Raw genomic sequence first — 26,254 nt, forward strand, 5'->3', positions numbered from 1 at the left:
GGCACCGGCGGCGGCCGCACCCGCGGTGGCCGCCGTGGCCGCGCCGGCCTTCGCGGCGCCGATGGTGGCGAGGTAGCCCAGTGCGGCGCCGCCCAGGACGATCGGGGCGATGATCGCGCGCAGGCCGCCGTTGACGTCGGCCAGCTCGGCGGCCAGCGCCCGGCACCGGTCGCACTCGTCGAGGTGGCTTTCCACCTGGGCGCGTTCGCGTTTGGACAGCCCGTCGCGGGTCCACGCGCCGAGCCGTTCGGCGCAGGCGCGGCAGCGTTCCTCGGCGTTTTCCTGCAGGTGGACCTGCAGATACGCCTGCCGGAGCCCTTCGCGGGCGCGGTAGGCGAGCGCGGACACGCCGTTCGCGGTCAGGCCCAGCAGCGGCGCGACCTCGGCCGGGCTCTGCTGCTCGATCTCGGTGTGCCAGAGCACCGCCTGCCAGCGTTCCGGCAGCCGTGCGAACGCCTTCGCGGCCATGGTCCGCTCGAGCCCGGCGACCGCGGTGTCGGAGAACGGCACGGTCAGCGCCTCGGCCGCGGCGCCGCCGACCTCGGTCATGTCCTCGTTGAGGTCGACCCGGCGTTCCTTGCGGGTGCGGTCGTACGCGGTGTGACGCAGAGCAGTCAGCAGGTATGCCCGGAAGGCTGTGTCCGGGCCCTTGCCGCCACGCAGCGTGTCAAGCACCTTGGCGAACGCCTCGGACACGAGATCGTCGGCTTCGGAGCTGGAGCGGGCCAGCTGACGGGCCAGATTCCGGGCCGCGCCGGTGTGCCGTTCGTAGAGCGTCCCGTACGACTCGAGCTTCCCGGAGCGGACCTCCGCGATCAGCTCGGCGTCACTCTTTCCGCTGAGATCGGCGGGAACGGTGGACACGGCACTCCTCGGTCGGCTAGAGCCAGGACCTGCCATTACAGGCCGATCCGGGACGCGAGACCAGTGTGACTGACCCGCCTCCGGCGGTCACGTCGTGGTCGGGGTGATGACTCCGTCGGCGGAGCAAAATCACCCACCCCCGGGCCGGTCCGGGGAAAAGGTCCACGGCAAAAACCTGGTCAGTACGCGTCACGGGGTACCCCGGGGTACGTCCTCATCGTGAAGCACTGGACAAGATCGTTGCGAACCGGACGAAAGGGGCGGGTGGCCAGTGGATGTTCCGGCTGCGCGTCCCGGCTCCGGTGACACCCCGCCCACGCAGGCCGAGCGAGACGCCTCCCTGCGTGCGCTGCGGGCCCGCTGGCGCACGGCCAGCCTCGCCGCGGGCTGGCGGTTCCCCAGCGACTGGGCGCTGCCCGAGGTCGACGCCGTCTGCGCGGCGGTGATGGCGAAGGGCCGCGTCGAAGCCGCCGAGACCGCGCTGGCCGGCCTGGCCAGGGCTCGGGCGGCGGCCGGTGCCGGACTCGCGGAGACTCTCGCCGACCTCGCCGCGCTGCACGCCGTGCTCGGCCACGGCGGCGACGGGTTCGTCTCGCCGGACGTCGACGCCACGCCGGCGCGGCTGCTCCGGACCACCGCGCTGGCCTGGGCGGACGTCGCCACCGACCAGCTCGTGCACACCGAGGTCACCGACCCGCTGACCGGCCTGCCCACGGCCGCCTACCTGCGCACGCGGCTGGCCGAGGTCTATCGCGCGGCCGAGGCGCGCGAGCGGCCGGCTGCCGAGGACCACGTGCTGCTCGTCGTCTCGCTCGACCTCGCCGCGGTCGCCGGCTTCGCGCGGCTGACCGGGATGATCCTGGTCGCGGACGCGCTGCGGACGGTGTTCGACAGCGGGCAGAGCGTGGCTTCGCTGGGGCCGTCCGTCGTCGCGGCCCTGGTCCCGAAGGACGAGCGGGTGGCTTCGCACGGTGTCGCGCTGCGAAGGGCGTTGCACGAGCGGCTGTCGGTCGACGCCCAGCTCGCGGACGTGGGCAAGCCCCGCGTCTCGGCGGTGCGGCTGCCCGCCACCCACGAACTCGCCTGCGACCTGCTGGCCCAGCTGGCGCGCGCGTAGAACATCCGAAAAGTCTGCTTTCGCCAGGACCCTTCGGACCACGACCGGGCCGGTCATGATTTCCTGGTGCGGTGACCCGGACCGTACCCACCGACGTCGACGGCGAAGTCGCGGCCAGACCCCAGCACCGGCTGGCCCTGCGGAAGTCACTCGCCCGCCTGTCCGTCCGACCGCGGTCGATCCTGATCCTCGCGGTGATCCCGCTGGTCGCGATCGGGTACGGCATCTACGGCTGGCAGCACGACTGGGTGCTCGGCGTCGACAGCGCGGTCTACCGGGCCGGCGCGCTGACGCTGCTGAACGGCGACTCGCTCTACGACGCCAACACCCTGCCCAACGAGCCGTGGTGGGCGCTGCTGCCGTTCACCTACCCGCCGACGGCCGCGCTGATCTTCATCCCGCTCGCCGCGTTCCCGACGCAGATCTCCTGGGGCCTGATCACCGCGGTTTCGCTGGGGGCGATGGCGCTGTCGATCCGGATCGCGATCGGCGCGCTGCCGCGTCCCGCCGCCGACGGACCGCGCTGGTGGGCCTCGCCCGCCCGCTCGACCATCGTGTTCTTCCTGGTCTTCCTCGCCCTCGAACCGGTGTGGCGGACGATCTTCCTCGGCCAGATCAACCTGATCCTGATGGCCATGATCCTGCTGGACATGCTGGTCATCGGGGCACGGGGGAGCCGCTGGGGCGGCGTCCTGGTCGGCGTCGCGGCGGCGATCAAGCTGACGCCGCTGGTGTTCCTCGGGCACCTGTTCATCACCGGCCGCCGGATGGACGCCCTCCGCGGGTTCGCGACGTTCCTGCTGCTCCAGGGCCTGATGTTCCTGATCAACTCCCACGACGCCGCGAAGTACTGGACGGTCACGCTGCCGGACACCGGCCGGATCGGGCCGGTGCACTGGGCGGGCAACCAGTCGCTGAACGCGCTGATGAACCGGGCCACCGACCTGGCGCCGTGGGCGTCGAAGGCGGCGATGGGCATCGGGTTCCTGCTCGCGATCCCGGCGCTGTGGCTGCTGCTGCGCTTCCACCGCAAGGGCCAGGCGCTGGCCGCGCTGCTCGTCACCGCGTTCTGGACGCTGCTGATGTCGCCGATCTCGTGGACCCACCACTGGGTGTGGGTGATCCCGCTGATCGTGCTGCTGGTCTCGCGGCTGCCGAAGACGACCCCGAAGACGGCGTGGCGGCGCTGGGTCGGGACCGGCCTGGTCGCGTTCGTGTTCGTCAGCTGCGTGCTGCTGATCCTGCCGAACGGCCGCAACGTCGAGCTGCACTGGAAGGTGTGGCAGAACGTTCTCGGGGACGCCTACATCCTGATGCCGGTCGTGCTGGCCGTGGCGCTGATCCTGCGCTGGGGACTCCTCCGCCGAGCGCGGAACCGGACCGCACCGGACGAGCATGTCGACGTCAAGACCGGCGTCTGAGGCGCGCACCGGCCGCTTTCTCGCCGGGGGGATCGCGCTTCTGGTTCTGGCGTTCGGGGTGGTCGCTTGGCTGGCCAAGTGGCACCTGGGCGCGGACAGCGCCGTGTACCGCGCGGGGGCGTTGACGCTGCTGCACGGGGACCCGCTCTACACGCGGGACGTGCTGACCGCGCTGCCGGACTGGGTGCGGCTGCCGTTCACCTACACCCCGGCCGCCGCGCCGCTGTTCCTGCCGCTCGCCCTGGTGCCGTCCGGCCTGGTCTGGGGCGTGATCGCTTTTTTGTCGGTGGTGGGTCTTATCGTCGTCATCACGGTGGTTTCGTCGCCGCCGGGGGGCTCATCGCTTCTGGGAAGAAGCTGGTGGGCGCTGCCGGCGGGAACGGCCGTCGCGCTGGCGCTGGAACCGGTGTGGAAGACACTGTTCCTGGGCCAGATCAACTTGATACTGATGGCGTTCGTGGTGCTGGACGTGCTGGTGCTGTCTCTTCACGGGTCGCGCTGGGCGGGCGTGCTGATCGGGGTGGCGGCGGCGATCAAGCTGACCCCGCTGATCTTCGTGCCGCATCTGTTCTTCACGGGCCGGTGGAAGGACGGGCTGCGGGCCCTGGGCACGTTCGCAGCGTTCGAAGCGGTGATGTTCGCGGTCATCCCGGTCGACGCCGTGCGGTTCTGGCGGGATTCGGCGACCGACCCGAGCCGGGTCGGGTCGGTGCACTGGATCTTCAACCAGTCGCTCAACGGGCTGGTCAACCGGGCTTCGGCGCTCGCGTCCTGGTCGCTGGCGGTGGCGGTCGGGGTGGCGGCGGTGCTCGCGGTGCCCGCGGTGTGGCTGGTCGTGCGGCTGCACCGGCGGGGCGAGGACGCGGCCGCGCTGCTCGTGACGGCGTTCTACGGGTTGCTGCTGTCGCCGGTGTCCTGGTCGCACCACTGGGTCTGGTGCGTGCCGTTGATCACGGTGCTGCTGGTGAAGGCCCGCTGGTGGGCCGCGGCGGCCGTCACGGCGCTGTTCGTGTCGCAGATCGTCATGCTCGTGCCCAACGGCGGGGACGCCGAGTTCCGCTGGGGCCTGGGCTGGTCGGTGCTCGGCAACGGCTACGTGCTCGCGGCAGTGGCCGGGATCCTCGGGCTGGCGGCGCGTGAGCTTCGCCTGGTCCGGCGGTCGCCGCAGGTGGTCACCGTTTAGGCTGACTGGCGCTATGGACAAACACACCGGTCTGCCCGTCGTGGGCATGGTGGGCGGCGGCCAGCTCGCCCGGATGACCCACCAGGCGGCGATCTCCCTCGGTCAATCCCTGCGCGTGCTCGCCGTGGGCGAGAACGAAGCCGCGGGGCTCGTCGCCGGCGACGTCGTGCTGGGTCACCACACCGACCTCGACGCGCTGCGGAAGTTCGCGGCTTCGGTCGACGTGCTCACCTTCGACCACGAGCACGTGCCGGGCGAGCACCTGCTCACGCTGGCGATGGAGGGGCACGTCATCCGGCCGGCGGCGACCGCGCTGGGGTTCGCGCAAAACAAGCTCGTGATGCGCGAGATGATGGCGGGCCTCGGCGTGCCGGGCCCGGCGTTCGCAGAGGTGTCCACTGTGGACGACGTCGTGGCGTTCGGCGGCGAGCACGGCTGGCCGGTGGTGCTCAAGGCGGCGACCGGCGGGTACGACGGCCGCGGCGTCTGGATGCTCGACACCGCGCAGCACGCGCGGGAGACCGTGCCGGAGCTGCTGGCCGCGGGCACCTCGCTGCTGGTCGAGGCGAAGGTGGCGATGCGGCGGGAGCTGTCCGCGCTCGTCGCCCGCTCGCCCTTCGGCCAGGGCGCGGCGTACCCGGTGGTCGAGACGGTGCAGACCGGCGGCATCAACACCGAGGTCCTCGCCCCGGCGCCGGGGCTCGACGACTCGCGGGTGCACGAGGCCCAGGACCTGGCGCTGCGGATCGCGGCGACGCTGGACGTCACCGGGCTGCTCGCGGTCGAGCTGTTCGAGACCGACACCGGGCTGCTGGTGAACGAGCTGGCGATGCGGCCGCACAACTCCGGGCACTGGACCATGGACGGCGCGCGCACGTCGCAGTTCGAGCAGCACCTGCGGGCGGTGCTCGACTACCCGCTGGGCCGGACGGACCTGGTCGCGCCCGCGTGCGTGTCGGCGAACGTGCTGGGTGCCCCGGAGCTGCCCGAGATGGGGCCGGACGAGCGGCTGCACCACCTGTTCGCGCGGTACCCGGAAGCCCGGGTGCACCTGTACGGCAAGCAGGAGCGGCCGGGCCGCAAGCTCGGGCACGTCAACTTCACCGGCGAGCGCATGGAAGACCTGCGCAACCGCGCGCTGCTGTCGGCGCACTGGCTGTCCCACGCCGTCTGGCTCGACGGCCACGAAATCCACTAGGAGATCAGCTATGGCGCCGCAGGTGGGCGTGATCATGGGCAGCGACTCGGACTGGCCGACGCTGGAGGCGGCGGGCGCGGCGCTGGACGAGTTCGGCGTCGAGTACGAGGTCGGCGTCTACTCGGCGCACCGCACGCCGCAGCGCATGCTGGACTACGCGACGTCGGCGGCGTCCCGCGGCCTTCGCGTGATCATCGCCGGGGCGGGCGGTGCGGCCCACCTGCCCGGCATGGTGGCGTCGGCGACGGTGCTGCCGGTGATCGGCGTCCCGGTCCCGTTGAAGTACCTCGACGGGATGGACTCGCTGCTGTCGATCGTCCAGATGCCGGCGGGTGTCCCGGTGGCCACGGTCTCGGTGGGCGGCGCGCGCAACGCGGGCCTGCTGGCGGTCCGCATCCTGGCGGCGTCCGACGAAGGCCTGCGCGCGAAGATGGCGAAGTTCCAGGCGGACCTGGAGAAGCTGGTCCTGGACAAGGACGCGGCGCTGCGCGAGAAGACCGGCCACTGACGGCTCCGGCCGGTCTGGTCCCGCTGCGGCGCGGGCCGGGTCGTGGCGGCCCGGCCCGGCGGTGCTAGTCCAGGTCGCCGATGAGCTGCTGCCTCAGCTCGCGCTTGAGCACCTTGCCCGCCGCGGACACCGGGATCTGCTCGACCACGTGCACCTCCCGCAACCGCTTGTACGGCAGCACCTTCTCATTGACCGCGGCCATCAGCCCGTCGGCGTCCAGGTCGCCCCGGGGCACCACGAACGCCACCGGCAGTTCGCCGACCTCGGCGTCCGGCCGTCCGACCACCGCGGCCGCCGCGACGCCCGGCATGCTGATGAGCAGCTCCTCGAGCTCGCGGGGGAAGACGTTGTAGCCCTTGTACAGCAGCATGTCCTTCTTGCGATCCACAATGGACAGGTAGCCGTCCTCGTCGAGGATGCCGATGTCGCCGGTGTGGAGCCAGCCGTCCACCAGGGCGGCCGCCGTCTCCTCGGGGCGGTTGCGGTAGCCGAGCATGATCTGCGGCCCGCGCAGGCAGACCTCGCCGCGCTCGCCCGGCGGCAGGGGGTCTTCGCCGCCCTCGGCCGGGACGACCTTCACCTCCGTGTCGAAGATCGGCACGCCCACCGAGCCGACCTTGCGCACGCCCGAGCGGTACGTCGGCGAGATCACCGCGCCCATCGTCGCCTCGGTGAGGCCGTAGCCCTCGGTGACCACCACGTCCGGGAACCGCTCGCGCAGCGCGTTGATCATGGCGTGGTTCATCGGCGCCGCCCCGGAGCCGATCGAGCGGACCGACGACAAGTCGGCGGTGTGGAACGACGGCGTCGCGAGCAGGGCCGCGAACAGCGCCGGCGCGCCGCCGATCCCGGTGATGCGGAGCCGCTCGGCGTCGGCGACGTACGCCGCCGGATCGAAGCGCGTGTGCAGGACCATCGTCGTCCCGGCGACCACCGCCGCGTTGAGACCGCCGATGATGCCCATCGCGTGGAACCACGGCGTCAGGTTGATCGCGACGCCGGTGCCCAGGCGGGCCGGCCACTCGTCCTCGCCGCCGATCTGGTCGATCGTGACGTCGCCGCGCGCGTCGAGCGCCGGGACCGAGCCGGTGCCCCAGCAGGCGTGCTGGAGCGTGTTGACCACGACGTTGCGGTGCGACAGCCGCACGCCCTTGGACCGGCCGGTGGTGCCGCCGGTGTAGGCGAGGTGGGCGAGGTCCCGGTGGATGTCGACGTCGACGGCCGGGGGCGTCTCCGGCTGGGCGGCATGGAACGCCTGGAACTCGACCGCGCCCTCGGGCAGGCCGTCGACCGGCTGGACGACGACGGTGAGCCGCGCCGGGATCCGGTCGGCGACGCTCGCCAGCGCGCCCGCGACCGGGCCGAACGTCACCACGGCGGCGGCTTCGCAGTCGGTGAGCTGGAAGGCGAGGTCGTCCGGCGGGAGCAGCGGGTTCGCCGGGCCGAAGGTGGCCCCGGCCAGCAGCGTTCCGTAGTAGGCGACCGGGAAGGCCAGGCAGTTCGGCAGGTGCAGCGCCACGACGTCGCCGCGGCCGATGCCGCGTTCGCGCAGCGCGTTGGCGAACCGGCAGGCGGCGCGGTGGGTTTCGGCGAAGGTGAGGCTGTGGCCGTCGTGAGCGAAGGCCGTTCGGTCGCCCCAGCGCGCGGCACCCGCCGCCAGGATCGAACCGACGGGGACTTCGGGGTAGTCGAGGGTGGCAGGCAGACCGGGCGGCGGCGTCGGCGCGGTGATCGGCATCACCCGACCATACGAACGGTGCGGTCAACGCCACAAGGACGATGCAGGTGAACGAGCGCTAACATCGACAGATCCCTCCCGACGTCGTAGAGAAGGTGACCGGAAGTGACCGACGGCCTGTACCAGCTTGCCGAGGAGCACGAGGAGCTGCGGGCCGCGGTCCGGGCCCTGGCCGAGAAGGAGATCGCGCCGTACGCGGCGGAGGTCGACGAGAACGAGCGGTACCCCATCGAGGCGTACAACGCGCTGGTCAAGTCGGGCTTCAACGCCGTGCACATCGGTGAGGAGTACGACGGCCAGGGGGCCGACGCCGTCGGCGCGTGCATCGTGATCGAAGAGGTCGCGCGGGTCGACGCGTCCGCGTCGCTCATCCCGGCGGTCAACAAGCTGGGCACCCAGCCGATCATCCTGTCGGCTTCGGAGAGCCTGAAGAAGCTGGTGCTGCCCTCGATCGCCTCGGGGGAGGCTTCGGCGTCGTACGCGCTTTCGGAGCGCGAGGCCGGCTCGGACACGGCGTCCATGCGGACCCGGGCCCGGCTGGACGGTGACCACTGGGTGCTCAACGGCACCAAGGCGTGGATCACCAATGCGGGTGAGTCTTCCTGGTACACCGTGATGGCCGTGACCGACCCGGATGCGGAGAAGAAGGCCAACGGGATTTCCGCGTTCGTCGTGCACAAGGACGACCCCGGGTTCTCGGTGGGCCCGAAGGAAAAGAAGCTCGGCATCAAGGGTTCGCCGACTCGGGAGATCTACTTCGAGAACTGCACCATTCCCGAGGACCGGATCATCGGTGAGCCGGGCACGGGGCTGAAGACCGCTCTGCGGACGCTGGACCACACCCGGCCGACGATCGGCGCGCAGGCTCTCGGGATTGCCCAGGGTGCTTTGGACGCTGCCGTCGCTTACGTGAAGGACCGCAAGCAGTTCGGCAAGTCGATCTCCGAGTTCCAGGGTGTGCAGTTCATGCTGGCCGACATGGGGACGAAGATCGAGGCTGCGCGTCACCTGGTGTACGCCTCGGCTGCCGCTTCCGAGCGGGGGGACAAGCGGGCCGGGTTCATGGCTTCCGCGGCCAAGGCTTACGCGTCCGATATCGCCATGGAGGTGACCACGGATGCCGTTCAGCTCTTCGGTGGGGCCGGGTATACGCGGGACTTCCCGGTTGAGCGGATGATGCGGGACGCCAAGATCACGCAGATTTACGAAGGCACGAACCAGATTCAGAAGGTGGTCATGGCCCGGGCTCTGCTGAAGGGCTGATCTCTGGGTTCCGGCGTGGTCGGGGCGGGCTATCGAGTGCGGTTTGTGTCCTCTTCTTCCGCGGCCCACGCCGTGAGGATCAGGAGGGCGTCGTGGTCCGGCGTGCCCGGTTCGGCCGTCAGGACCATCAGTCGCTGGCCTGAGCCGTCCGGGCTGGCCCACGTGTCGCAGTCCAAGGTCATGCTTCCCGTCAGCGGGTGGTGGTAGCGCTTGGTTCCGTACGTTGCGCTGTTCACCTGGTGCTCGGCCCACCACCTGCGGAAGTCCGGGTCCTGTACGGACAGGTCACCGACCAGGCGGGCCAGGTCGGGGTCCGTGGTGTCGGCCGCCGCTTCCATGCGCAGGGCCGCCACCGCTTCGCGGGCGTCGTGCGGCCAGTTCTCGTGCATCGTGCGGACCTGCTCGTTGGTGAAGAGCAGGCGCAGGTAATTCCGCCGGTTCGGGGGGATGGCCTCGAAGTCCGTGAAGAGGGCCGTGGCCGCGGGGTTCCAGGCCAGGATGTCCAGGCGCCTGCCCAGGACCAGCGCCGGGGTTCCGGTGAGCTGGGCCAGCAGCCTGCGCATCGCCGGACGTACGCGCTGCTGCGGACCGCGCCTGCGGGGGAGGGCGTCGGCCCGGCCGGCCAGCTCGTACAGGTAACGCTGCTGGTCTTCGTCCAAGCGCAACGCCCGGGCCAGGGTGATCAGCACCGGCGCCGACGCCCGGACGCGGCCCTGCTCCAGGCGCGTGTAGTAGTCCACGCTGATCGACGCCAGCAGGGCCACCTCTTCGCGGCGGAGACCGGCCACCCGGCGAGCGGCCTCCGGCTCGGGGAGGCCGCAGTCCCGCGGGCGCAGCTGGGCGCGGCGGGCCTTGAGGTACGCGCCCAGCGCCCGGGGATCGGAATCCGGCGTCATGCTCTCCAGTGTCCCTGCGCCCGGACGGCTGAAGGGGGGCAGGTTCTTTCCCAGGCAGAAACCTGTCTCTCCCGCCTCCGAGGAATCCGGCGGACTGTGTGGAGCACCAGCCACCACTTCCCGAGGAGCACCCCGATGGCCATGACCACCGTCCGTTTCGACAGCGCCGGCATTCCGCTCGCCGCCCATCTCCACACGCCGGACTCGGCCGGGCCGTGGCCCGCGCTGGTCGTGGGGCACCCCGGGACCGGGGTCAAGGAGCAGACCGCCGGGACCTACGCCCGGCTGATGGCCGAACGCGGCTTCGTCACGCTCGCCTTCGACGCCGCCCACCAGGGCGAGTCCGGTGGGCTGCCCCGCGGGCTGGAAGACCCCGCTCAGCGCGTCGAAGACTTCAAGGCCGCCGTGTCCTTCCTCAGCACCCGTCCGGACGTCGATGCGGACCGGATCGGGCTGCTCGGCATCTGCGCCTCCGGTGGCTACTCGCTCGCCGCCGCCGGGGGTGATCCGCGCGTGCGGGCCGTCGCGACCGTCTCCGGGGTCGACGTCGCCCGTCAGTTCCGCTTCGGTGCCGACGGGACCCAGGACCCCGCCGTCTTCCAGGGGCTGCTCGGGCTCGCCGCGCAGGCCCGGACGGCCGCCGCGCGCGGGGTGGATCCCGGGGTCATGACCATGTTCCCCGAGACCGCCGAACAGGCCGGGGCGCTCGGTGGACAGCACGGGATCGAGGGGTTCGAGTACTACTGCACCCCGCGCGGCGAACACGAACGGTCCGCGAAGTTCCTCGCCTGGCCGAGTGTCGACAAGCTGGCCTCGTTCGACGCCTTCCACGCCGTCCCGCTCATCGCGCCGCGTCCGCTGCTGCAGATCGTCGGCAGCCGGGCCGTCACGTCGTGGATGGCCGTCGAGGTGCACCACCGGGCCGCCGGGCCGAAGGAGCTCCACTGGATCGAGGGCGCCAGCCACGTCGACCTCTACGACAAGAAGGAGTTCGTCGACGCCGCCGTCGAGAAGCTCGACGGCTTCTTCGGCAGCGCTCTGGACCGGAAATAACCCACCCGGGTGAAGTCTGCGCAAGCTACTCGCGCGTTAAACCTGCGGTGACGCAGGTCACCATCGGTTCACAGAGAGGTGAAACGGATGGGCGCAACGACGCGCAGGTGGCTCACGGCCGCGGCGGCCACGATGGCGGTGCTCCTGCTGGGGGCAGGCACCGGTCAAGCAGCCGAGCGGGAACCGACCGGGCCGGTGCAGCCCACCATCCTCACCGCGGCCGTCTACTCGCTCGCGGCGCCCACCATCGCACCGCCGGGGGCGAACGACTGGAACTGCCGGCCCAGCGCGCAGCACCCCAACCCCGTGCTGCTCTCCAACGGGACCACCGCCAACGCCTACGAGAACTGGGCCAACCTCTCGAAGAAGCTGGCCGACGCCGGTTACTGCGTCTTCGCCGGCAACTTCGGCGGTGCGCCCGGCGCCTTCCTGCAGACCGTCGGGCCCGTCGCCGACACCGCGAAAGCGCTTGCCGCCTTCGGGGACCGGGTCCTCGCGGCCACCGGGGCGGCCAAGCTCGACGTCGTCGGGCACTCGCAGGGCGGGATGAACATCCGCTACTGGATCAAGTACCTCGGGGGCGCGGACAAGATCAGCCGGCTCGTCGGGCTCTCGCCGTCCAACCACGGCACGGACCTCTTCGGGCTGCTGAGCACCCTCGAAATGATCCCCGGTGTCCCGGCCGCGCTCGGGACCGTCTGCCAGGCCTGCAACGACCAGGCCGTCGGCTCCGACTTCCTCACCGACCTCAACGCCGGCGGGGAAACCGTGCGCGGCATCCAGTACACCGTGATCCAGACCCGCTACGACGACGTCGTGACGCCGTACACCAGCGCCTTCCTCGAAACCGCTCCCAACGTCAGAAACATCCTGCTGCAGAACGTCTGCGGGCTCGACTTCACCGACCACCTCGGCATCACCTACGACCCCGTCGCGCAGGGGCTGGTGCTCAACGCGCTCGATCCCGCGCACGCCAAGACGCCGCCGTGTGTCTTTGTGCCGCCCGTCATCTCCTGAATTTCGCCACATGAGACATAACCCACCGGCGGGGCGGTTTTCCGCTCCGCCGGTGTCACTCTCGAAGCATGTATTGGCCGGTTCCGGCGTCCTGGACGCCCCACGACGAAGCCGAGCTGGTCGCCGGCTGGCGGCTGTGGCTCGAGCTGTCCGATCGCGCCTGGCCGACCGCCGCCTGGGACGGGACCCCGGCCGGCGCTGTCCGCCAGCTGCGTGACCTGCTCGCCGCGTGCGACGAGATCGAGACCGCCTACCGCGCGGCCGCCGACGAGCCGTCGCCCGGGTTCCTGAGCCTGACCCAAGGGCTCGCCGTCACGGCCGGCTCGGCCATCTCGCTGTGGTTCGACGACTTCGACCAGCTCGACGGCGAGCGCGCGGCCCTGCTGCACGAGGACCTCGCGCGGTTCGCCGAACAGGCGGAACAGGTGCTGACGCTACTCGCGGTCAACGGTGGCTGGGCCGGCCTCGACGAGGTGCGGCGCCGGCCCGCTTAACCGGCGTCCGTCGGATCGGTGCCGCCGTCCGCGACGGGCCGGAAGCGCGTGCCGCAGAGGGAGGCCGGCGGGCGGTCCAAGATCAGTTCCGAACTCGGCTCGATCACCCAGCCGACCTCGACGACGCTGTCGGCGTCCTCCCGGTACTCGACGTGGTGCGTGACGTGCCCCTCGTCCACCGACCACTCGCCGCCGACGGTCAGGTGCAGCCGGACGGCCAGCACCCCCGGCGCCGGGACGTGCCAGCGGAACCGGTGGACGAGGAACTCCTTGCTCCAGCTCGCCCAGTACATCCAGCCCGAGCCGTCCGCGCGGAAGCCCAGGTCGGCGTACTCGGGCGAGCCCGGGTAGACCTCCTGCTCCGACCAGTAACCGACCAATGGCGTACTCACGAGCGCGATCGTCCCAGGTACAGCAAGTGATTAGGCCGCTTGGCCCAGCGGATCCGGTTCGGATTTGGGTACTACAGCAGGCATGAACCGGACAGAGGCCACCGCCGAACGAGGCGAGAAGAGCAACACCGCGCAAGTGCTCGGCCGCGCCGGCATGGCGTGCTATGGGGTCGTGCACCTGGTCATCGCGTACCTCGCCCTGCAGGTCGCCTTCGGCGACAGCGAGCAGGCGGACCAGAAGGGTGCCCTGCAGCAGATCGGTTCGACGGCGTTCGGGCAGGTCCTGCTGTGGGTCGTCGCCGTGGGCCTGATCCTGTTCGGGCTCTGGCAGTTCCTGATGGCCGCCACCGGGTACGAGTGGGTCAGCGGGGGCAAGCGGACGCGCAAGCGGATCGGCGCGGCCGCGCGCGGGGTCGTCGTGATCCTGCTCGGCATCACCGCCATCCGCATCGCCACCGGCAGCGGGGGCGGCGGGTCCAGCAACCAGAAGCAACAGGAGTTCACCGCCGAGCTGCTCAAGCTGCCGGCCGGCCCCGCGCTGGTCGTGATCGCCGCCGCGGCCATTCTCGGCGTCGCCATCGCCGCGGGCGTCAAGGGCGCGAAGAAGAAGTTCCTCCAAGACCTGAACACGTCGGAGCTGCCGGGGAAGGCCCAGCGCTGGATCGGCACGATCGGGACCATCGGCTACCTCGCCAAGGGTGTCGTCCTGGCCATCGTCGCGATCCTGCTGGCCATCGCCGGGTTCACCGCCGACCCGAACAAGGCCGGTGGCCTCGACGCCGCGCTCAAGACGCTCTCCGCCCAGCCCTTCGGCACCGTGCTGCTGATCGTCGTGGCCCTCGGCCTCGCGGCGTTCGGCGTGTACTGCTTCGGTGCGGCCCGGTCGCACAAGCGCTGAGAGGTGCCTGTCGGTTTCCTGTCGATCACCGTCCGGAGCTTCGGATCCGGGTGCCTGGTGCCCTACTTTGGGTCGGGTCAGTTGAAATTTCACCTACCCGGGAGCTGAAACCGATGTTCGGACGATTCAAGGACGTGGCCCTGTTGCTGGGGAGGATCGGCGTCGCGGTCGTCTTCCTCGCACACGGGCTCCAGAAGTGGAACAACGGCATCGACGGCACGGCGAAGTTCTTCGAGATGACGGGGATCCCGCTGCCCACGGCCGCCGCGGTCTTCGCGATGACCGTGGAGATCCTCGGCTCGGTCGCCTTCATCGTCGGCTTCCTGCTGCCGCTCGTCGGCATCGGGTACGTCGTCATCTCGGTCGGCGCGCTGCTTTCGGTGCACATCGACAACGGCCTGACCGGCCAGGGCGGCTACGAGCTGGTCCTGGTGCTGGCGCTCGCCGGGCTCGCGCTCGGCTTCAACGGCGGCCGGCTCTCGCTCGACCACCTGCTGTGGGGCCGCAAGCGCGCCCGTCGCGACGCCGAGGTCGGCGAACTGCAGAACGCCTGACTCTCCACCCTGCCGCGCCCCTCGTGAGTGGTAAGACGGGTTCTAACCCGCCTTACCACTCACGACCGGTTGCGGCAGGGTGTTCAGGCGGGGAGGTCGGCCGTGGTGCGCTCGGCTTCGCGGCGGGCGTCCAGCTTTGCCGGGTCCGCGTTGCTGATGTGGACCAGGTGCGCGCCCGCGGCCAGGGGGACGAGCAGGCCGTCAAGGATGCCGTCGGAACCGCTCCAGTCCCGGGTGGACAGCACCCGGTCGGCCGGGGTGAGGCCGAGCTTCGCCGCGCGGGCCCTGGCTTCGGCCAGTAGCTCGTCCACAGTGGACTCGAACAGGGCGGCCGTGTCGCCGGGGATCGGGAACAGCGGGCGGAACTGGTCGCCCGCCAGCCGCGCCTCGGACAGGTAGTCGAACGCGCCGCCGCCCGGCGGCTCGGCGAGGCCGCGGCCCATCGGGTCCAGCGTCACGACGGCGGTGGCCGCCGCACCGGTCGGTTCCGGGTCGTCCGGCCCGACGAACGCCACCCGCGCGCCGGCGCCCTCGGTCACCACGCGCGCCCCGCACCACCACGCCCCGAGCAGCACGCCGACGGTCTGCCAGTGCGCCGGGAGCTGCACCGCCACGGCGTCGCCCGGCTCGATGTCGAACTCCTCGGTCAGCCAGTTGGCCGTCTTCGCCGCCCAGTTGGCGGTGGTCGCCACGGACAGCTCGACGCGGCTGCCCAGCTGGTCGTCGTAGTGGGTGATCAACGGTTGGGCGGCCGGCAGCGGGCGCAGCAGCTCGTCGGTCAGGCTCATGGGGACAAGGCTAAAGCGCGGACCGCGCGCGGCGCCGGTTGACACCGGAAGAGCGTCCTCAGTACGTTTGCTTTGAAAGCAAACCTATCTTGGAAGCTGGGGAACCATGACCATTCTCGTCACCGGAGCCACCGGTCACGTCGGGCGCGCGGTGGTCGACGCGCTCGTCGCCGCAGGTCAGGACGTCCGCGCCTCGAGTCGTGACGCCGCGAAGCTCGACGTTCCGGACGGCGTCGCGAAGGTGAGCGCGGACCTGGAGGACGCCTCGACGCTGGAGCCCGCCCTCGACGGCGTCTCCGCGGCCTTCCTGTACACGCGGCCGCAGGGCATCGAAGGATTCGTGAAGGCGGCCGAAGCGGCCGGGGTGCGGCACGTCGTCCTGCTGTCGTCGGCCGCGACGCTCCAACCGGACGCCGCGCAGAGCCGGATCGCGGGGCTGCACCGCGCGGTCGAGCAGGCCCTGGCCGCCGGGTCGTTCGCCTCGACGGCGTTGAACCCGGGCGCCTTCGCGACGAACGTGCTGGCCTGGCGCGAGGACGTCGCGGCGGGCGTGGTTCGCACGGCGTACCCGGATTCGCGGATCGGCGCGATCCACGAGCGGGACATCGCCGACGTCGCGGCCCGGATCCTGATCGACGGCTCGCACGACGGGGAGTCGCTCGCGCTGACGGGCCCGGAGCCGATCTCGTTCCGGGAGCAGGCCGCGGTGCTCGCCGACGTCCTCGGCCGGCCGCTGCGGGTCGAGGAGCTGACGAAGGAGCAGGCGATCGAGCGCATGCTGGCGCTGGGCTGGCCGTCGGACGTGCCGGCGTCGGTCCTCGGAGCCTGGGCGCGGACGGTGGAGGAGCCGTCGCCGGTGACGGACCTGGTCCGCGAGGTGACCGGCCACGCGCCGCGGACGTTCCGCCAATGGGCCGAGGAGCACCGCGCCGACTTCAGTTGACGCAGGGCACCCCGGGGGAGTCTCGGAGCAGCGGCGCCGCGGCGGGGGCGGCGCCGCTGCCCGAGCCGCCTCCCCCCGACGCCTGCGGGGCCGGGCGGCCCGCCAGGTTCGCCACGAACTCGCGGACGGCCTTCGAATCGACCTGCACGATGCTCTGCCCGTCCGGGCTCCGCCCGTTCGCCGTCACCACCGGGATCGTCGCGAACGTCAGCTCGCCCGACGCGATGCCCTTCGCCTGCTGCGCGAACTGCAGCAGGTCGAGGCCCGGGTCCAGGGTCAGCGACCGGTGCACCGCGTCCATCAGGTCGTTCAGCGTGCCCGGGCTGGTCAGCGTGCCCGCCGAGAGCAGCTGGTGCAGGGCCGAGGACAGGAACGCCTGCTGCCGCACGATCCGGTCGAGGTCACCTCGCGGCAGGTTCTTGCGTTGCCGGACGAACGAAAGCGCTTCGCCGCCCGAAACCGTCTGCTCGCCGCGGCGGAAGTTCGCGCCCGAATCCTTGTCCTCGGTCGCGTGGTTCAGGCACACCTTGACCCCGCCGAGTGCCTCGGTCAGCAGGTAGAAGCCCAGCAGGTTGATCTCCGCGTAGTGGTCGATCCGCACCTGCGTCAGGTCCTGCAGGGCCTGCACCAGTACCCGGCGGCCCTCGGTGTCCGAGTCGCGCTCGATCTTCGCCTGGTCGCGCTCGCCCTGCCCGCGCAGCGCCTGCGCCGCGTGCGCCTTCGCCACGCCGTACGCCGAGTTGATCTTCGCCTCGCCGCGGCCCGGGATCGCCGTCCAGGTGTCACGCGGGATCGAGACCGCTGACGGCTTGCCGCCGTTCTTGGGGATCCGCAGCACGATCATCGTGTCCGTGTTCACCGCGCCGTCGTTGGCTTCGGTGCGCAGCTGCCGGAGCACCCGCGTCGGCAGCGCGTTGCCCTGGGCGTCCGTGCGCGCGTCGCTGCCGACGAGCAGGATGTCCTCCGCGCCGTCGTCCGCGGGCGGCGGCGCGGGCTCGCCGGCGCGCGGGGTGAGCGCGTCGGTCGTCGGGACCGTGCTCTGCAGCTGGTCCTTGGTGACGTAGACGTACCCGCTGGCCCCGAGCGCGAGCAGCGACACCAGGCCGACGGCCACGCGGCGCGTCACCCGGCCCACGCGGCGCACCCGAGACGGCGCCGGTGCCTGCCGCGGAAACGGCGACGGCTTCTGTGTTATCTGGGGCTTCGCCCCGAGCCGGGGGCTTCGCCACCCGGACCCCCGAGAGCGGTCGTCGTCGCTCTCGGTCACCGGTTCGGCTGTCTTCTCCGGTTCTTCCTGGTCTTCTGCCACGCTGGCTTTCCTCCCCCGAACACCCTGCGTACCCAGTCTAGTTGACGCAGGGGACGTCGCCCGCCGTGATCGGCGGTGCGGCGGGGGTGGCCGGAGCCGCCGGCGGGTTGGCGGCCGTCGACGTCGGCGCGCCACCCGGGCCGGCGGCCGAGTTCCGGAGGTCCTTGCCCAGCAGGACGCGCACGTGCCCGGCCGGGACGTCCCGGTCCGGCTCCGCCTGCACGACGGCGCCAAGTGCCTGCTTGACCAGGCCCAGGGCGGCGTCGTCGGCCGGGTTGTACCGGACGACCGTGGTGGTGCGGGCGCTCAGCCGCTGGTCGGCGGCGAGCGTGAAGCCCTTGCTCTGCAGCATCGCGTGCGTCTGGCCGGCCACCGACGGTGAGCCCGAGCCGTTGAACAGCTCGACCGTGACGGCCTTCGCGCCGGCCAGCTGCGTCGACGGCGGGGCCGCCGGAGTGTCGCCGTCCGACGTCAGCCGCGTCACTTCCGCCGCCACTTGGGCCGGGTCCACGCGCAGCACGTCGGCGCCGCCGATGGTGGCGTTGCCCAGCGTCGGGATGGTGTGGAACTCGATGTTGCCGCCGGTCAGGCCGCGCATCTGCGCGGCGAACTCGGTCAGGTCCCAGCCCTGCGACAGCACGACGGACTTCTTCACCGCCGCCACCAGGTCGGCGATCTTGCCCGGGCTGGTCAGCACGTCGGTCGAGATCACCTTGCGGGCCAGCCCGGACAGGAACGCCTGCTGCCGCGCGATCCGGTCGAGGTCGTAGTTCGGCAGGCCGTAGCGCTGGCGGACGAACGCGAGCGCCTGCACGCCTTCGATCGTCTGGCGCCCGCCCGGCAGGTCGACGCCGGACTTCGTCTCCTTGACCGGTCCCTTGAGGCAGACCTCGACGCCGCCGATCGACTTGGTGATCTCGTAGAAACTCGCCAGGTTCACCTCGGCGTAGCGGTCGATCATGCCCGGCTTGCCGATGAACTTCTCGAGCGTGGCGATGAGGTTCTTGCGCCCGGCGACCTTCGCTTCCTGGTCGGCCTGCTTCAGGTCGGTCATGCCCTGGCGCTGCAACGCCCGGTAAGTGTCCGTGTACGCGTAGACGAACGCGCTGTTGAGCTTGTGCTTGCCGAAGCCGCCGGTCAGTTCCACCCACGAGTCGCGGGGGAACGAGATCGCGATCGCGTGCTTCCCGTTCTGGGGGATGTGCACGAGTATCATCGTGTCGGTGTTCAGCTCGCCGTCGGAGACGCCGGCGTGCAGCATGTCCAGCACCTCGCGCGGCAGCGGGTTGCCCTGCGCGTCGGTGCGGCTGTCCTGGCCGACCAGCAGGATGTCGACCGCGCCGTCGAGCGGCTTCGCGTGCGCCTCGGTGTCGGCGAAGACGTTCGTGGTGGTCAGGCCGGTGTTCGGGTCGCCGATGAAGTGCCAGCCGTAGAAGGTCAGGGCCAGGACGGCCACCGACAGCAGGGAAACCACGACCTTGCCGCCGCGGCGGGCGAAGGCCGCGACGCCGTGGTCACGGCGCGCCGGGACGGTCGGCGCAGCCTGTTCGGTCACGCGCTTCCTCCCCTGTGACCCCGTGCTTCCCCCAGGGCACCAGCGTGCCTCCACCGAGACTCTACTGAGGGTGTTGTGGGACCTCCGTAGGCTGGGGGCGGATCGTCCCGTCCGGGGCGCGAGGGAAAGGCGGGAAGATGCGGGTCCTGGTCACCGGTGGTGCCGGCTTCATCGGGTCGCACTACGTCCGGCAGGTGCTGACCGGCGCCTACCCGACGTTGCGCGAAGCCGAGGTGGTGGTGCTGGACAAACTCACCTACGCGGGCAACGAGGCCAACCTCGCCCCGGTCGCCGCCGACCCGCGGCTCGAGTTCGTCCGCGGTGACATCTGCGACACGGCGCTGGTCGCCGAGGCGATGACCGGCGTCGACCTCGTCGTGCACTTCGCCGCGGAGTCCCATGTGGACCGCTCGATCCTCGGCGCCGCCGACTTCGTGCTGACGAACGTGCTCGGCACGCAGAACCTGCTGCAGGCGGCGCTGCACGCCGGCGTCGGCAAGTTCGTGCACGTGTCGACCGACGAGGTGTACGGCTCGATCGAGCACGGGTCGTGGACCGAAGACCACCTGCTGGAGCCGAACTCGCCGTATTCGGCGTCGAAGGCGTCGTCCGACCTGGTGGCGCGGTCGTTCTTCACCACCCACGGGCTGCCGGTGTGCATCACCCGGTGTTCCAACAACTACGGTCCGTACCAGTTCCCGGAGAAGGTCATCCCGCTGTTCGTCACCAACCTGCTCGACGGGCGGAAGGTGCCGCTCTACGGCGACGGGCTCAACGTCCGTGACTGGCTGCACGTGGACGACCACTGCCACGGCATCCAGCTGGTCGCCGACGGCGGGCGGCCGGGCGAGATCTACAACATCGGCGGCGGCACCGAGCTGACGAACCGGGCGCTGACGGAGAAGCTGCTGGCGGCGGTCGGCGCGGGCTGGGACAGCGTCGAGCCGGTCGAGGACCGCAAGGGTCACGACCGCCGGTATTCGGTGGACATCACGAAGATCGGCGACGAGCTGGGGTACGCTCCGCGCGTCTCCTTCGAGGACGGTCTGGCCGAGACAGTGGCGTGGTACCGGGACAATCGTGCGTGGTGGGAACCGCTGGCCGAACGGGCCGCGCTGAAGAAGTAGGGGAAGTTTCTGTGCCGCTGACGGTGCTTGTGCCCGGGGGTTCCGGGCAGCTCGGCCGGGATCTCGCCGCACTGGCGTCCGCTTCGGTGGACGTCGTGGCCCCGGGTTCGGCCGAACTGGATGTGACGGCGACGGGCCAGGTGCTGGCCGCGGTCGGCGCGTTGGCCGAGCGGGCCCGGGAAGCGGGCTCGGCGCCGGTGGTGATCAACGCGGCGGCGTACACGGCGGTCGACGCGGCGGAGACCGACGAGGAGCGCGCGTTCGCGGTGAACGCGGACGGCCCGCGTGTGCTCGCGGCGGCCTGCGCGTCCCGGCGGGTGCCGCTGATCCACGTGTCGACGGACTACGTGTTCCCGGGCGACGCTTCCGCGCCGTACGAGCCTGCGGACGAGCTGGGGCCGCGGTCGGCGTACGGCCGCACGAAGGCGGCGGGCGAGGACGCGGTGCTCGGGTCCGGGGCGTCGTCGTGGGTGGTGCGAACGTCCTGGCTGTACGGCAAGTCGGGCTCGAACTTCGTGAAGAACATGGCGCGGCTGGAGTCCTCCCGCCCGGAACTGTCCGTTGTGGACGATCAGGTCGGCGGTCCTACGTGGACTCTCGACCTGGCGGGCGGGCTGCTGGAGCTGGCGTCCCGGGTGGCGTCGGGCGACGGACCGCCGCAGCGGATCCTGCACTGCACGAACGCGGGTGCGGTGAGCTGGTGCGGGTTCGCGCAGGCGATCTTCAAGCACCTGGGTGCGGACCCGTCGCGCGTCCGTCCGTGCACGTCGGCGGAGTACCCGCAGGCGGCGACTCGGCCGGCGTACTCGGTGCTGTCGCCGAAGTCCTGGCTGGACGCCGGGTTGACCCCGATGCGGTCGTGGGAAGACGCGCTGGACGCCTACTTCGCGGACGCCAAGTAAGCGAGCGCCATCTCGGTCGTCTCGGCCGCCCACGTGGTCCAGTCCAGATCGTCGGGCCAGTAGCGGCAGGTGGCGGCGCGGTGCACGCAGGCGCCGAGGATGGTCCGGGCCGTCATCCGCACGGCCCGGCTGTCTCCCGCGGCCTCGGCGAACGCCCGCTGGATGGCGGCCAGGGCCTGGAGACCGCGTTCGCGACCGTCGGCGCGCTGCCCGTCGAGGAGTTCGGAGAAGATCCGGTCGTGGTCGGCGAAAGTGTCCGCCAGCGCGCGGGTGAACGCGCCGACGACCGCGCGCGCCCCGGGCGCCGAGTCGCGGAGCGCTTCGCCGACGCTCGTCTCCAGGCGGCTGAGCAGCTGGTCCTTCACGGCGAACAGGAGCTGGTCCTTGCCGTCGAAGCGGCGGTAGATCGCGCCCACCGACAAACCCGCTTGTTCGGCGACCGCGCCGATCGTGAACTCCTCGTGGCCGCGGTGGGCGAGCACGTGCTCGGCCGCGGCCAGCACCTTCTCCAGTGACGCACGGCTGCGCGCCTGCTGGGGCGGGCGAAAGCCCTCGTGCACGGGTACCTCCCACTGGTCGCGGTGCAGATGTGAATGATAACTTGCGTTCACATCCGAGCCGTGGAGGGGTGACAGCATGGTGGGCATCGACGTGCAGAACGCCTACGTCGACTTCCCGATCTTCGACGCCAAGACCCGATCGCTGAAGAAGCGGGTGCTCGGCAAGGTCGGCGGGAAGATCGGCACCGGCGGCGGAACGCCGGTCATCGAAGCCCTGCAGGACATCACGCTGTCCATGGGCGACGGGGACCGCGTCGGGCTGGTCGGGCACAACGGTGCCGGCAAGTCCACGCTCCTGCGGCTGCTGTCCGGCATCCACGAGCCGACGCGGGGCCGCAGCCGGGTCGCCGGGCGGATCGCGCCGGTGTTCGACCTCGGCGTCGGGCTGGACCCGGAGGTGACGGGCCGCGAGAACATCCTGATCCGCGGCCTGTTCCTCGGCATGAACCGCGCGGAGATGGAGAAGCGCGTCGACGACATCGCCGAGTTCACCGAGCTCGGCGACTACCTCCACCTGCCCCTGCGCACCTTCTCCGCGGGCATGCGCGTCCGGCTCGCACTCGGTGTCGTCACCACGATCGATCCGGAGATCCTCCTCCTCGACGAAGGCCTCGGCGCCATCGACGCGGCCTTCCTCGCCAAGGCCCGCGAACGGCTGGTCGACCTCGCGCGCCGGTCCGGGATCCTCGTCTTCGCTTCGCATTCCGACGAACTGCTCAGGGAGCTGTGCACCGACGCGCTGTGGATGGACGAGGGCCGGATCCGCCGGGCCGGCCCGCTCGAGGACGTCCTTGCCGCCTACAAGGCCTCAGTGACGTCCTGAGGCGAGCCGGTACGCGCCCACCGTCAGCTCCGCGCACGTGCGCCACGTGAAGTTCGCCGCGTGCGCGCGCCTCGATGCCGACGTGGCCACCGCGTGCGGGTCCGTCACCGCCATCCGCAGGGCCTCCGCCAAGCCGTCCACGTCGCCGTACGGGACCAGGCTGGCGCACTCGCCCGCCACCTCGCGCAGCGCCGGGATGTCCGTGCAGACCACCGGGACGTCCGAGGCCATCGCCTCCAGTACCGGCAGCCCGAACCCCTCGTCGCGCGAGGGCAGCACCAGGGCCGACGCGCCCGCCACCACCGTCCGCAGGTCCACATCGGACAGGTAACCCGTCTGGAACCGGCGGGCACCCCGCGGGAACGGGCCCGGGCCCGCGAACACCAGGTCCGGCAGGTCCGGTGCGGCCTCGTGGGCCCGGGTCAGCCAGTCCAGGCCCTTCCGCGGCCCGGCGGCCCCGGCGAACAGCAGATACCGCGAAGGCAGCCCCAGCCGCGCCCGGCGCTCGTCGTCCGGGGGACGCGCGGTGAACCACGCCGGGTTCACGCCCAGCGGCGTCACCACGATCTTGTCGCGCGAGACGTCGAGACGCTCCGCCACCGCGTCCGCCACCGCGGCCGTCGGGGTGCAGATGACGTTGGCCCGGCGGGCGCCGCGGCGGACCAGGTCCGGCAAGCCGCGGTCGCTCGGGGCGAGCTCCGCGGGATTGTCCAGAAAGGCCAGATCGTGGATCGTCACCACGCCGGCCGCGCGGAAGCGGCCCGGCAGCACGAAGTTCGTGCCGTGCACCACGTCCGTCGGGCCGGCGAACAGCTCCACCGGCGGGAAGTCCGACCGCAGCCACGCCGCCCGCAGCAGCCGCGCCGCCACCGGCATCCCGCGGGCGCGGGCGCCGTACGGGAGCACGTGGCGCAGCCGCCGCCAGCCGCGCAGGGTGAACGCCACCGCGCGCGTGTCGACCTCCGGGATCGACACGAGTTCTTCGCTCAGCGCGGCCGTGTACCGGCCGATCCCGGTGCGCGCGCCGAGCAGCGGGGTGCCGTCGAGGAGGACACGCAGTGACCTAGCCACGCGGTGACCTCCGGGGCCGAGCCCCGGACCCCAGCCGGGGGACAAGCCCCCCTGGACCCCCCGACAAGCGTTGGCGCGCGACCTTCAAAGCGCGACCACCCACGCGGCGGGCCAGCTCCGCGGGGCCGCCGGCGTCGAGGTACTCGCGGATCAGGTCCAGATCTCGCCGCAGCATCGCGCGGCCGCGCACCGGCGGCGTCGTCACCAGGTCCGCCGAACCGGGCAGCCGGTCGGCCGCCGGGCGCGGGTCGCGGCAGAACTCCACCAGCGGCTTCAGCGCCTCGGGCCACGCGAACCGCTGCGCGACGACGGCGAGCCGTTCGACGCAGCCCGCCGCGAACTCCTCGTCGTACAACGCCTTTTCCAGCGCGTCGGCCAGCGCCTCGTCGTCCTCGGCCGGGACGACGACGCCCAGCCGTTCCGCCCGGATCAGGTCGGCGAAACTGTCGCCGTCGGTGGTGACGATCGGCAGCCCCGCCCACAGGTAGTCCAGCACGCGGGTGCGGAACGCGAACGTCGTCTCGACGTGCTCGTAGTGCGTGGTGACGCCGCAGTTCGCGTCGAGCAGCCAGTTCTGGCGCTCGTGGTAGGGCACCCACTGCTCGTTGAAGTAGACGTGCTTGCCGGTCAGCCCCAGCGAATCGGCCAGCCGGATCGTCCGCGTGCCGATGTCCATCTCGGCGACTTCGGGGTTCGGGTGCTTCATGCCGAGGAACACGAGCCGGACGTCGCCGCGGCGGCGCCGCAGCTTGTCGATCGCGCGGACCAGGGTCAGCGGGTCGAACCAGCTGTAGACCCCGCCCGCCCACAGCACGACGTGGTCGGTGCCGCCGATGCCCAGCGCCGAGCGCAGGCCCGGCCCGGTGCGCACCGGCGGCTCCGGTGACAGGCCGAAGGGGACGACCGCGAGCAGCGACTGCGTGGTCGGGTCGGCGTCGTAGAGCCGCGGCGAAAGCCGGCCCAGCGCGGCGAGGTGACCCAGCCAGAAGTGCCGCTGCCGCTCCGACGCGCAGAGGAAGAAGTCGCCGCGCTCGAGCTGGGCGTCGAGAACGCGGGTGACGCCGGCGAGGTCGGCCGCGCGCTGGTCGTCGGGGATGCCCTTGCCCTGCTCCAGCAGCTCCAGGTGCATCGGGTCGTACAGGTCGGCGACGACGATCTTGCCGCTGTGCTGCTTCTTGAGCGACGGCGCCAGCTCCAGCACGTGCCCCTGCAGGACGACGACGTCGGCCCAGGCGATCGGCGCGTCGAGCTCGCGGTGCTTGCCCGCGCTGACCCGGAACGGCGCCGGTGGCGGCGTCGCGAGGGGGTTGGTGGTGATGAGGTGGACGTCGTGCTCGGCGGCGAGCGCGAGGGCGATGTTCCAGGCGCGGATCGCCGGGCCCGCCATCCGCTCGGTGAGCGCGTCGCCGGTGAGCACCAGGATCTTCCGGCGCTGCCCGAACGCCTTCTCGATGCCGAACGCCTCGACGAGGATGTCGTGCGCGGCCAGGTAGCGCGGCAGCGGGTAGGCGGGTTCGAGGGCCTTGCGCAACAAGGGAAGTAAGTCGGCGTCGGTGCGGACGCGGGCGGCCTGCTCGGCCGCCCGGGACTCGGCGAGCGAGGGCAGCTGCTCGACGAACTGGTCGATGGCCAGCAGCCCCGCCAGCGTGGTGCGGGGGATGGTGACGTCGCCGGACTCGATCGGGCCTGAAGGAGCTCCGCCGTGTTCGAGGTCCAGCTGCGTGGCGTCGAGCTCGCCGCGGGCGGTGGCCCGGCGCACGGCCAGGGCGAGCGCCGCGGGCAGCGCGCGGGCCAGCGTCTCGTCGGAGAGGTTCTTGTAGAGCGCGGCCAGGGCGTTGCGCTCCAGCAGGAACGTCTCGCGGCCGGTTTCGGGCGTGTCGACCGACGCCATCGTGGCGTGGTGGCGGTGGTAGGTGAGCGACTCCGGCACGTACCGGACGCGCCAGCCGCGCAGGTTGAGCCGCCAGCCGAGGTCGACGTCCTCGTAGAACATGAAGAACCGCTCGTCGAAGCCGCCGAGCTCGGCGAACACGCTTGCCCGGACGAACAGCGCCGAGCCGGTGCCGAACAGGACGTCCTTGGCGACCTCGTGCTCGGCCGCCGGGACGTCGGCCAGGGGCGTGCCGGCGTGGCGCTTGTAGCCCATGCCGAACCAGGTCAGGCCGCCGTCGACGAAGTCGGTGCCGGTGCCGTCCCAGTCGAGGACCTTGCTGGCCACGGCGGCGACACCCGGCTGCGCGCGCAGCTCGGCGACGGCGGCGGAGACCCAGCCGGGCGCCGGGCGGGCGTCGTTGTTGAGGAAGGCGAGGACGGTGCCCTTCGCGTGCTTCGCCCCGAGGTTGCAGCCGCCCGCGAAGCCGGTGTTGCGGCCGGCCTCGACGAGCTGGGCCTGGGGAACGGCGTCGCGGATGCGGGCGGCTTCGGCGCCGTCGGCCGAGTTGTCGACGCAGATCAGCTCGAGCTCGGGGTAGTCGTGCTCGGCGAGCGCGCGCAGGCAGGTGATCGTGTCGTCGGCGCCGTGGTAGTTCACCACGATCACCGAGACGAGCGGTTGCGGATCCCCCTGCGCCAAAGCCAGCT

General features: G+C 71.5%; 25 protein-coding genes. 15 read left to right on the forward strand and 10 right to left on the reverse strand.

The features are described from left to right. Positions 1 to 864 (reverse strand): sigma-70 family RNA polymerase sigma factor (locus IE317_RS39095; RefSeq protein ID WP_191316415.1); only part of this gene is annotated, 864 nt, incomplete at its 3' end. Between the two features lie 271 nt (positions 865 to 1,135). On the opposite strand from IE317_RS39095, the gene IE317_RS39100 reads away from it, so the two are divergent. The 5 genes from IE317_RS39100 to purE all read left to right on the forward strand — a co-directional run bounded on the left by IE317_RS39100 (position 1,136) and on the right by purE (position 6,291). Next, positions 1,136 to 1,981, forward strand: a complete 846-nt coding sequence (locus IE317_RS39100) for a GGDEF domain-containing protein (RefSeq protein ID WP_191316416.1) — start codon at positions 1,136 to 1,138, stop codon at positions 1,979 to 1,981. Between the two features lie 71 nt (positions 1,982 to 2,052). After that, positions 2,053 to 3,402: a glycosyltransferase 87 family protein gene (locus IE317_RS39105; protein ID WP_191316417.1), complete on the forward strand. Its 1,350-nt coding sequence runs from the start codon at positions 2,053 to 2,055 to the stop codon at positions 3,400 to 3,402. Then, entirely contained in the window at positions 3,377 to 4,585 is a 1,209-nt protein-coding gene (locus tag IE317_RS39110; RefSeq protein WP_191316418.1) for a glycosyltransferase 87 family protein, read from the forward strand. The genes IE317_RS39105 and IE317_RS39110 overlap by 26 nt, the downstream gene beginning before the upstream one ends. 13 nt (positions 4,586 to 4,598) lie before the next feature. Continuing rightward, positions 4,599 to 5,783: a 5-(carboxyamino)imidazole ribonucleotide synthase gene (locus tag IE317_RS39115; protein ID WP_191316419.1), complete on the forward strand. Its 1,185-nt coding sequence runs from the start codon at positions 4,599 to 4,601 to the stop codon at positions 5,781 to 5,783. 10 nt (positions 5,784 to 5,793) lie between these two features. Continuing rightward, positions 5,794 to 6,291, forward strand: coding sequence for a 5-(carboxyamino)imidazole ribonucleotide mutase (gene purE, locus IE317_RS39120; protein WP_191316420.1), 498 nt, complete (start codon positions 5,794 to 5,796; stop codon positions 6,289 to 6,291). 64 nt (positions 6,292 to 6,355) lie between these two features. Here the strand turns inward: purE and IE317_RS39125 are convergent, their stop codons facing one another. Then, on the reverse strand, positions 6,356 to 8,029 hold the full coding sequence (locus IE317_RS39125) for a class I adenylate-forming enzyme family protein (RefSeq protein WP_191316421.1): 1,674 nt from the start codon (positions 8,027 to 8,029) through the stop codon (positions 6,356 to 6,358). A gap of 105 nt (positions 8,030 to 8,134) precedes the next feature. On the opposite strand from IE317_RS39125, the gene IE317_RS39130 reads away from it, so the two are divergent. Beyond that, entirely contained in the window at positions 8,135 to 9,292 is a 1,158-nt protein-coding gene (locus IE317_RS39130; protein WP_191316422.1) for an acyl-CoA dehydrogenase family protein, read from the forward strand. A 29-nt stretch (positions 9,293 to 9,321) separates the two neighbouring features. On the opposite strand, the gene IE317_RS39135 is transcribed toward IE317_RS39130, so the two are convergent. Further along, complete coding sequence (locus IE317_RS39135) at positions 9,322 to 10,188, reverse strand: helix-turn-helix domain-containing protein (RefSeq protein ID WP_191316423.1); 867 nt, start codon at positions 10,186 to 10,188, stop codon at positions 9,322 to 9,324. A gap of 141 nt (positions 10,189 to 10,329) precedes the next feature. On the opposite strand from IE317_RS39135, the gene IE317_RS39140 reads away from it, so the two are divergent. The 3 genes from IE317_RS39140 to IE317_RS39150 all read left to right on the forward strand — a co-directional run bounded on the left by IE317_RS39140 (position 10,330) and on the right by IE317_RS39150 (position 12,752). Next, entirely contained in the window at positions 10,330 to 11,241 is a 912-nt protein-coding gene (locus IE317_RS39140; protein WP_229903152.1) for an alpha/beta hydrolase, read from the forward strand. An 87-nt stretch (positions 11,242 to 11,328) separates the two neighbouring features. Continuing rightward, entirely contained in the window at positions 11,329 to 12,258 is a 930-nt protein-coding gene (locus tag IE317_RS39145) for an esterase/lipase family protein (RefSeq protein ID WP_191316425.1), read from the forward strand. Between the two features lie 68 nt (positions 12,259 to 12,326). Then, positions 12,327 to 12,752, forward strand: coding sequence for a hypothetical protein (locus IE317_RS39150; RefSeq protein WP_086844791.1), 426 nt, complete (start codon positions 12,327 to 12,329; stop codon positions 12,750 to 12,752). Here the strand turns inward: IE317_RS39150 and IE317_RS39155 are convergent. Next, positions 12,749 to 13,144 (reverse strand): hypothetical protein, encoded by a 396-nt coding sequence (locus IE317_RS39155; protein WP_191316426.1) that lies wholly within the window; start codon positions 13,142 to 13,144, stop codon positions 12,749 to 12,751. The two genes, IE317_RS39150 and IE317_RS39155, sit on opposite strands and share 4 nt — an antisense overlap. A gap of 82 nt (positions 13,145 to 13,226) precedes the next feature. On the opposite strand from IE317_RS39155, the gene IE317_RS39160 reads away from it, so the two are divergent. Together IE317_RS39160 and IE317_RS39165 are read left to right on the forward strand one after the other, a co-directional pair. Beyond that, a complete protein-coding gene (locus tag IE317_RS39160) occupies positions 13,227 to 14,042 on the forward strand; it encodes a DUF1206 domain-containing protein (RefSeq protein WP_191316427.1) in 816 nt (271 codons plus the stop codon). A gap of 113 nt (positions 14,043 to 14,155) precedes the next feature. Then, positions 14,156 to 14,596, forward strand: a complete 441-nt coding sequence (locus IE317_RS39165; protein WP_191316428.1) for a DoxX family protein — start codon at positions 14,156 to 14,158, stop codon at positions 14,594 to 14,596. 83 nt (positions 14,597 to 14,679) lie between these two features. Here the strand turns inward: IE317_RS39165 and IE317_RS39170 are convergent, their stop codons facing one another. Beyond that, the gene (locus IE317_RS39170) at positions 14,680 to 15,384 is read right to left on the reverse strand and encodes a TIGR03089 family protein (protein WP_191316429.1); all 705 of its coding nucleotides are present in this window, start codon (positions 15,382 to 15,384) and stop codon (positions 14,680 to 14,682) included. Positions 15,385 to 15,490: 106 nt separating this feature from the next. Between IE317_RS39170 and IE317_RS39175 the strand changes: the two genes are divergently transcribed. After that, positions 15,491 to 16,327, forward strand: coding sequence for an NmrA family NAD(P)-binding protein (locus IE317_RS39175; protein WP_191316430.1), 837 nt, complete (start codon positions 15,491 to 15,493; stop codon positions 16,325 to 16,327). Here the strand turns inward: IE317_RS39175 and IE317_RS39180 are convergent. Continuing rightward, positions 16,320 to 17,462, reverse strand: coding sequence for an LCP family glycopolymer transferase (locus IE317_RS39180; RefSeq protein ID WP_191316431.1), 1,143 nt, complete (start codon positions 17,460 to 17,462; stop codon positions 16,320 to 16,322). The genes IE317_RS39175 and IE317_RS39180 overlap by 8 nt on opposite strands. Before the next feature lie 211 nt (positions 17,463 to 17,673). Then, positions 17,674 to 19,191: an LCP family protein gene (locus IE317_RS39185; protein ID WP_191316432.1), complete on the reverse strand. Its 1,518-nt coding sequence runs from the start codon at positions 19,189 to 19,191 to the stop codon at positions 17,674 to 17,676. 137 nt (positions 19,192 to 19,328) lie between these two features. Between IE317_RS39185 and rfbB the strand changes: the two genes are divergently transcribed. Together rfbB and rfbD are read left to right on the forward strand one after the other, a co-directional pair. Next, positions 19,329 to 20,318, forward strand: a complete 990-nt coding sequence (gene rfbB, locus IE317_RS39190; RefSeq protein ID WP_191316433.1) for a dTDP-glucose 4,6-dehydratase — start codon at positions 19,329 to 19,331, stop codon at positions 20,316 to 20,318. An 11-nt stretch (positions 20,319 to 20,329) separates the two neighbouring features. Next, complete coding sequence (rfbD, locus tag IE317_RS39195) at positions 20,330 to 21,220, forward strand: dTDP-4-dehydrorhamnose reductase (protein WP_191316434.1); 891 nt, start codon at positions 20,330 to 20,332, stop codon at positions 21,218 to 21,220. On the opposite strand, the gene IE317_RS39200 is transcribed toward rfbD, so the two are convergent. Next, entirely contained in the window at positions 21,199 to 21,780 is a 582-nt protein-coding gene (locus IE317_RS39200) for a TetR/AcrR family transcriptional regulator (protein WP_229903153.1), read from the reverse strand. The two genes, rfbD and IE317_RS39200, sit on opposite strands and share 22 nt — an antisense overlap. 76 nt (positions 21,781 to 21,856) lie before the next feature. Between IE317_RS39200 and wzt the strand changes: the two genes are divergently transcribed. After that, the gene (wzt, locus tag IE317_RS39205; RefSeq protein WP_191316435.1) at positions 21,857 to 22,603 is read left to right on the forward strand and encodes a galactan export ABC transporter ATP-binding subunit Wzt/RfbE; all 747 of its coding nucleotides are present in this window, start codon (positions 21,857 to 21,859) and stop codon (positions 22,601 to 22,603) included. On the opposite strand, the gene IE317_RS39210 is transcribed toward wzt, so the two are convergent. Together IE317_RS39210 and IE317_RS39215 are read right to left on the reverse strand one after the other, a co-directional pair. Further along, positions 22,589 to 23,674: a glycosyltransferase family 4 protein gene (locus IE317_RS39210; RefSeq protein ID WP_191316436.1), complete on the reverse strand. Its 1,086-nt coding sequence runs from the start codon at positions 23,672 to 23,674 to the stop codon at positions 22,589 to 22,591. The genes wzt and IE317_RS39210 overlap by 15 nt on opposite strands. Then, a complete protein-coding gene (locus IE317_RS39215; RefSeq protein ID WP_229903154.1) occupies positions 23,667 to 26,246 on the reverse strand; it encodes a glycosyltransferase in 2,580 nt (859 codons plus the stop codon). The genes IE317_RS39210 and IE317_RS39215 overlap by 8 nt, the downstream gene beginning before the upstream one ends. Positions 26,247 to 26,254 lie beyond the last annotated feature (8 nt).

Source organism: Amycolatopsis bullii (genome assembly GCF_014654205.1).
Classification (GTDB): domain Bacteria; phylum Actinomycetota; class Actinomycetes; order Mycobacteriales; family Pseudonocardiaceae; genus Amycolatopsis; species Amycolatopsis plumensis.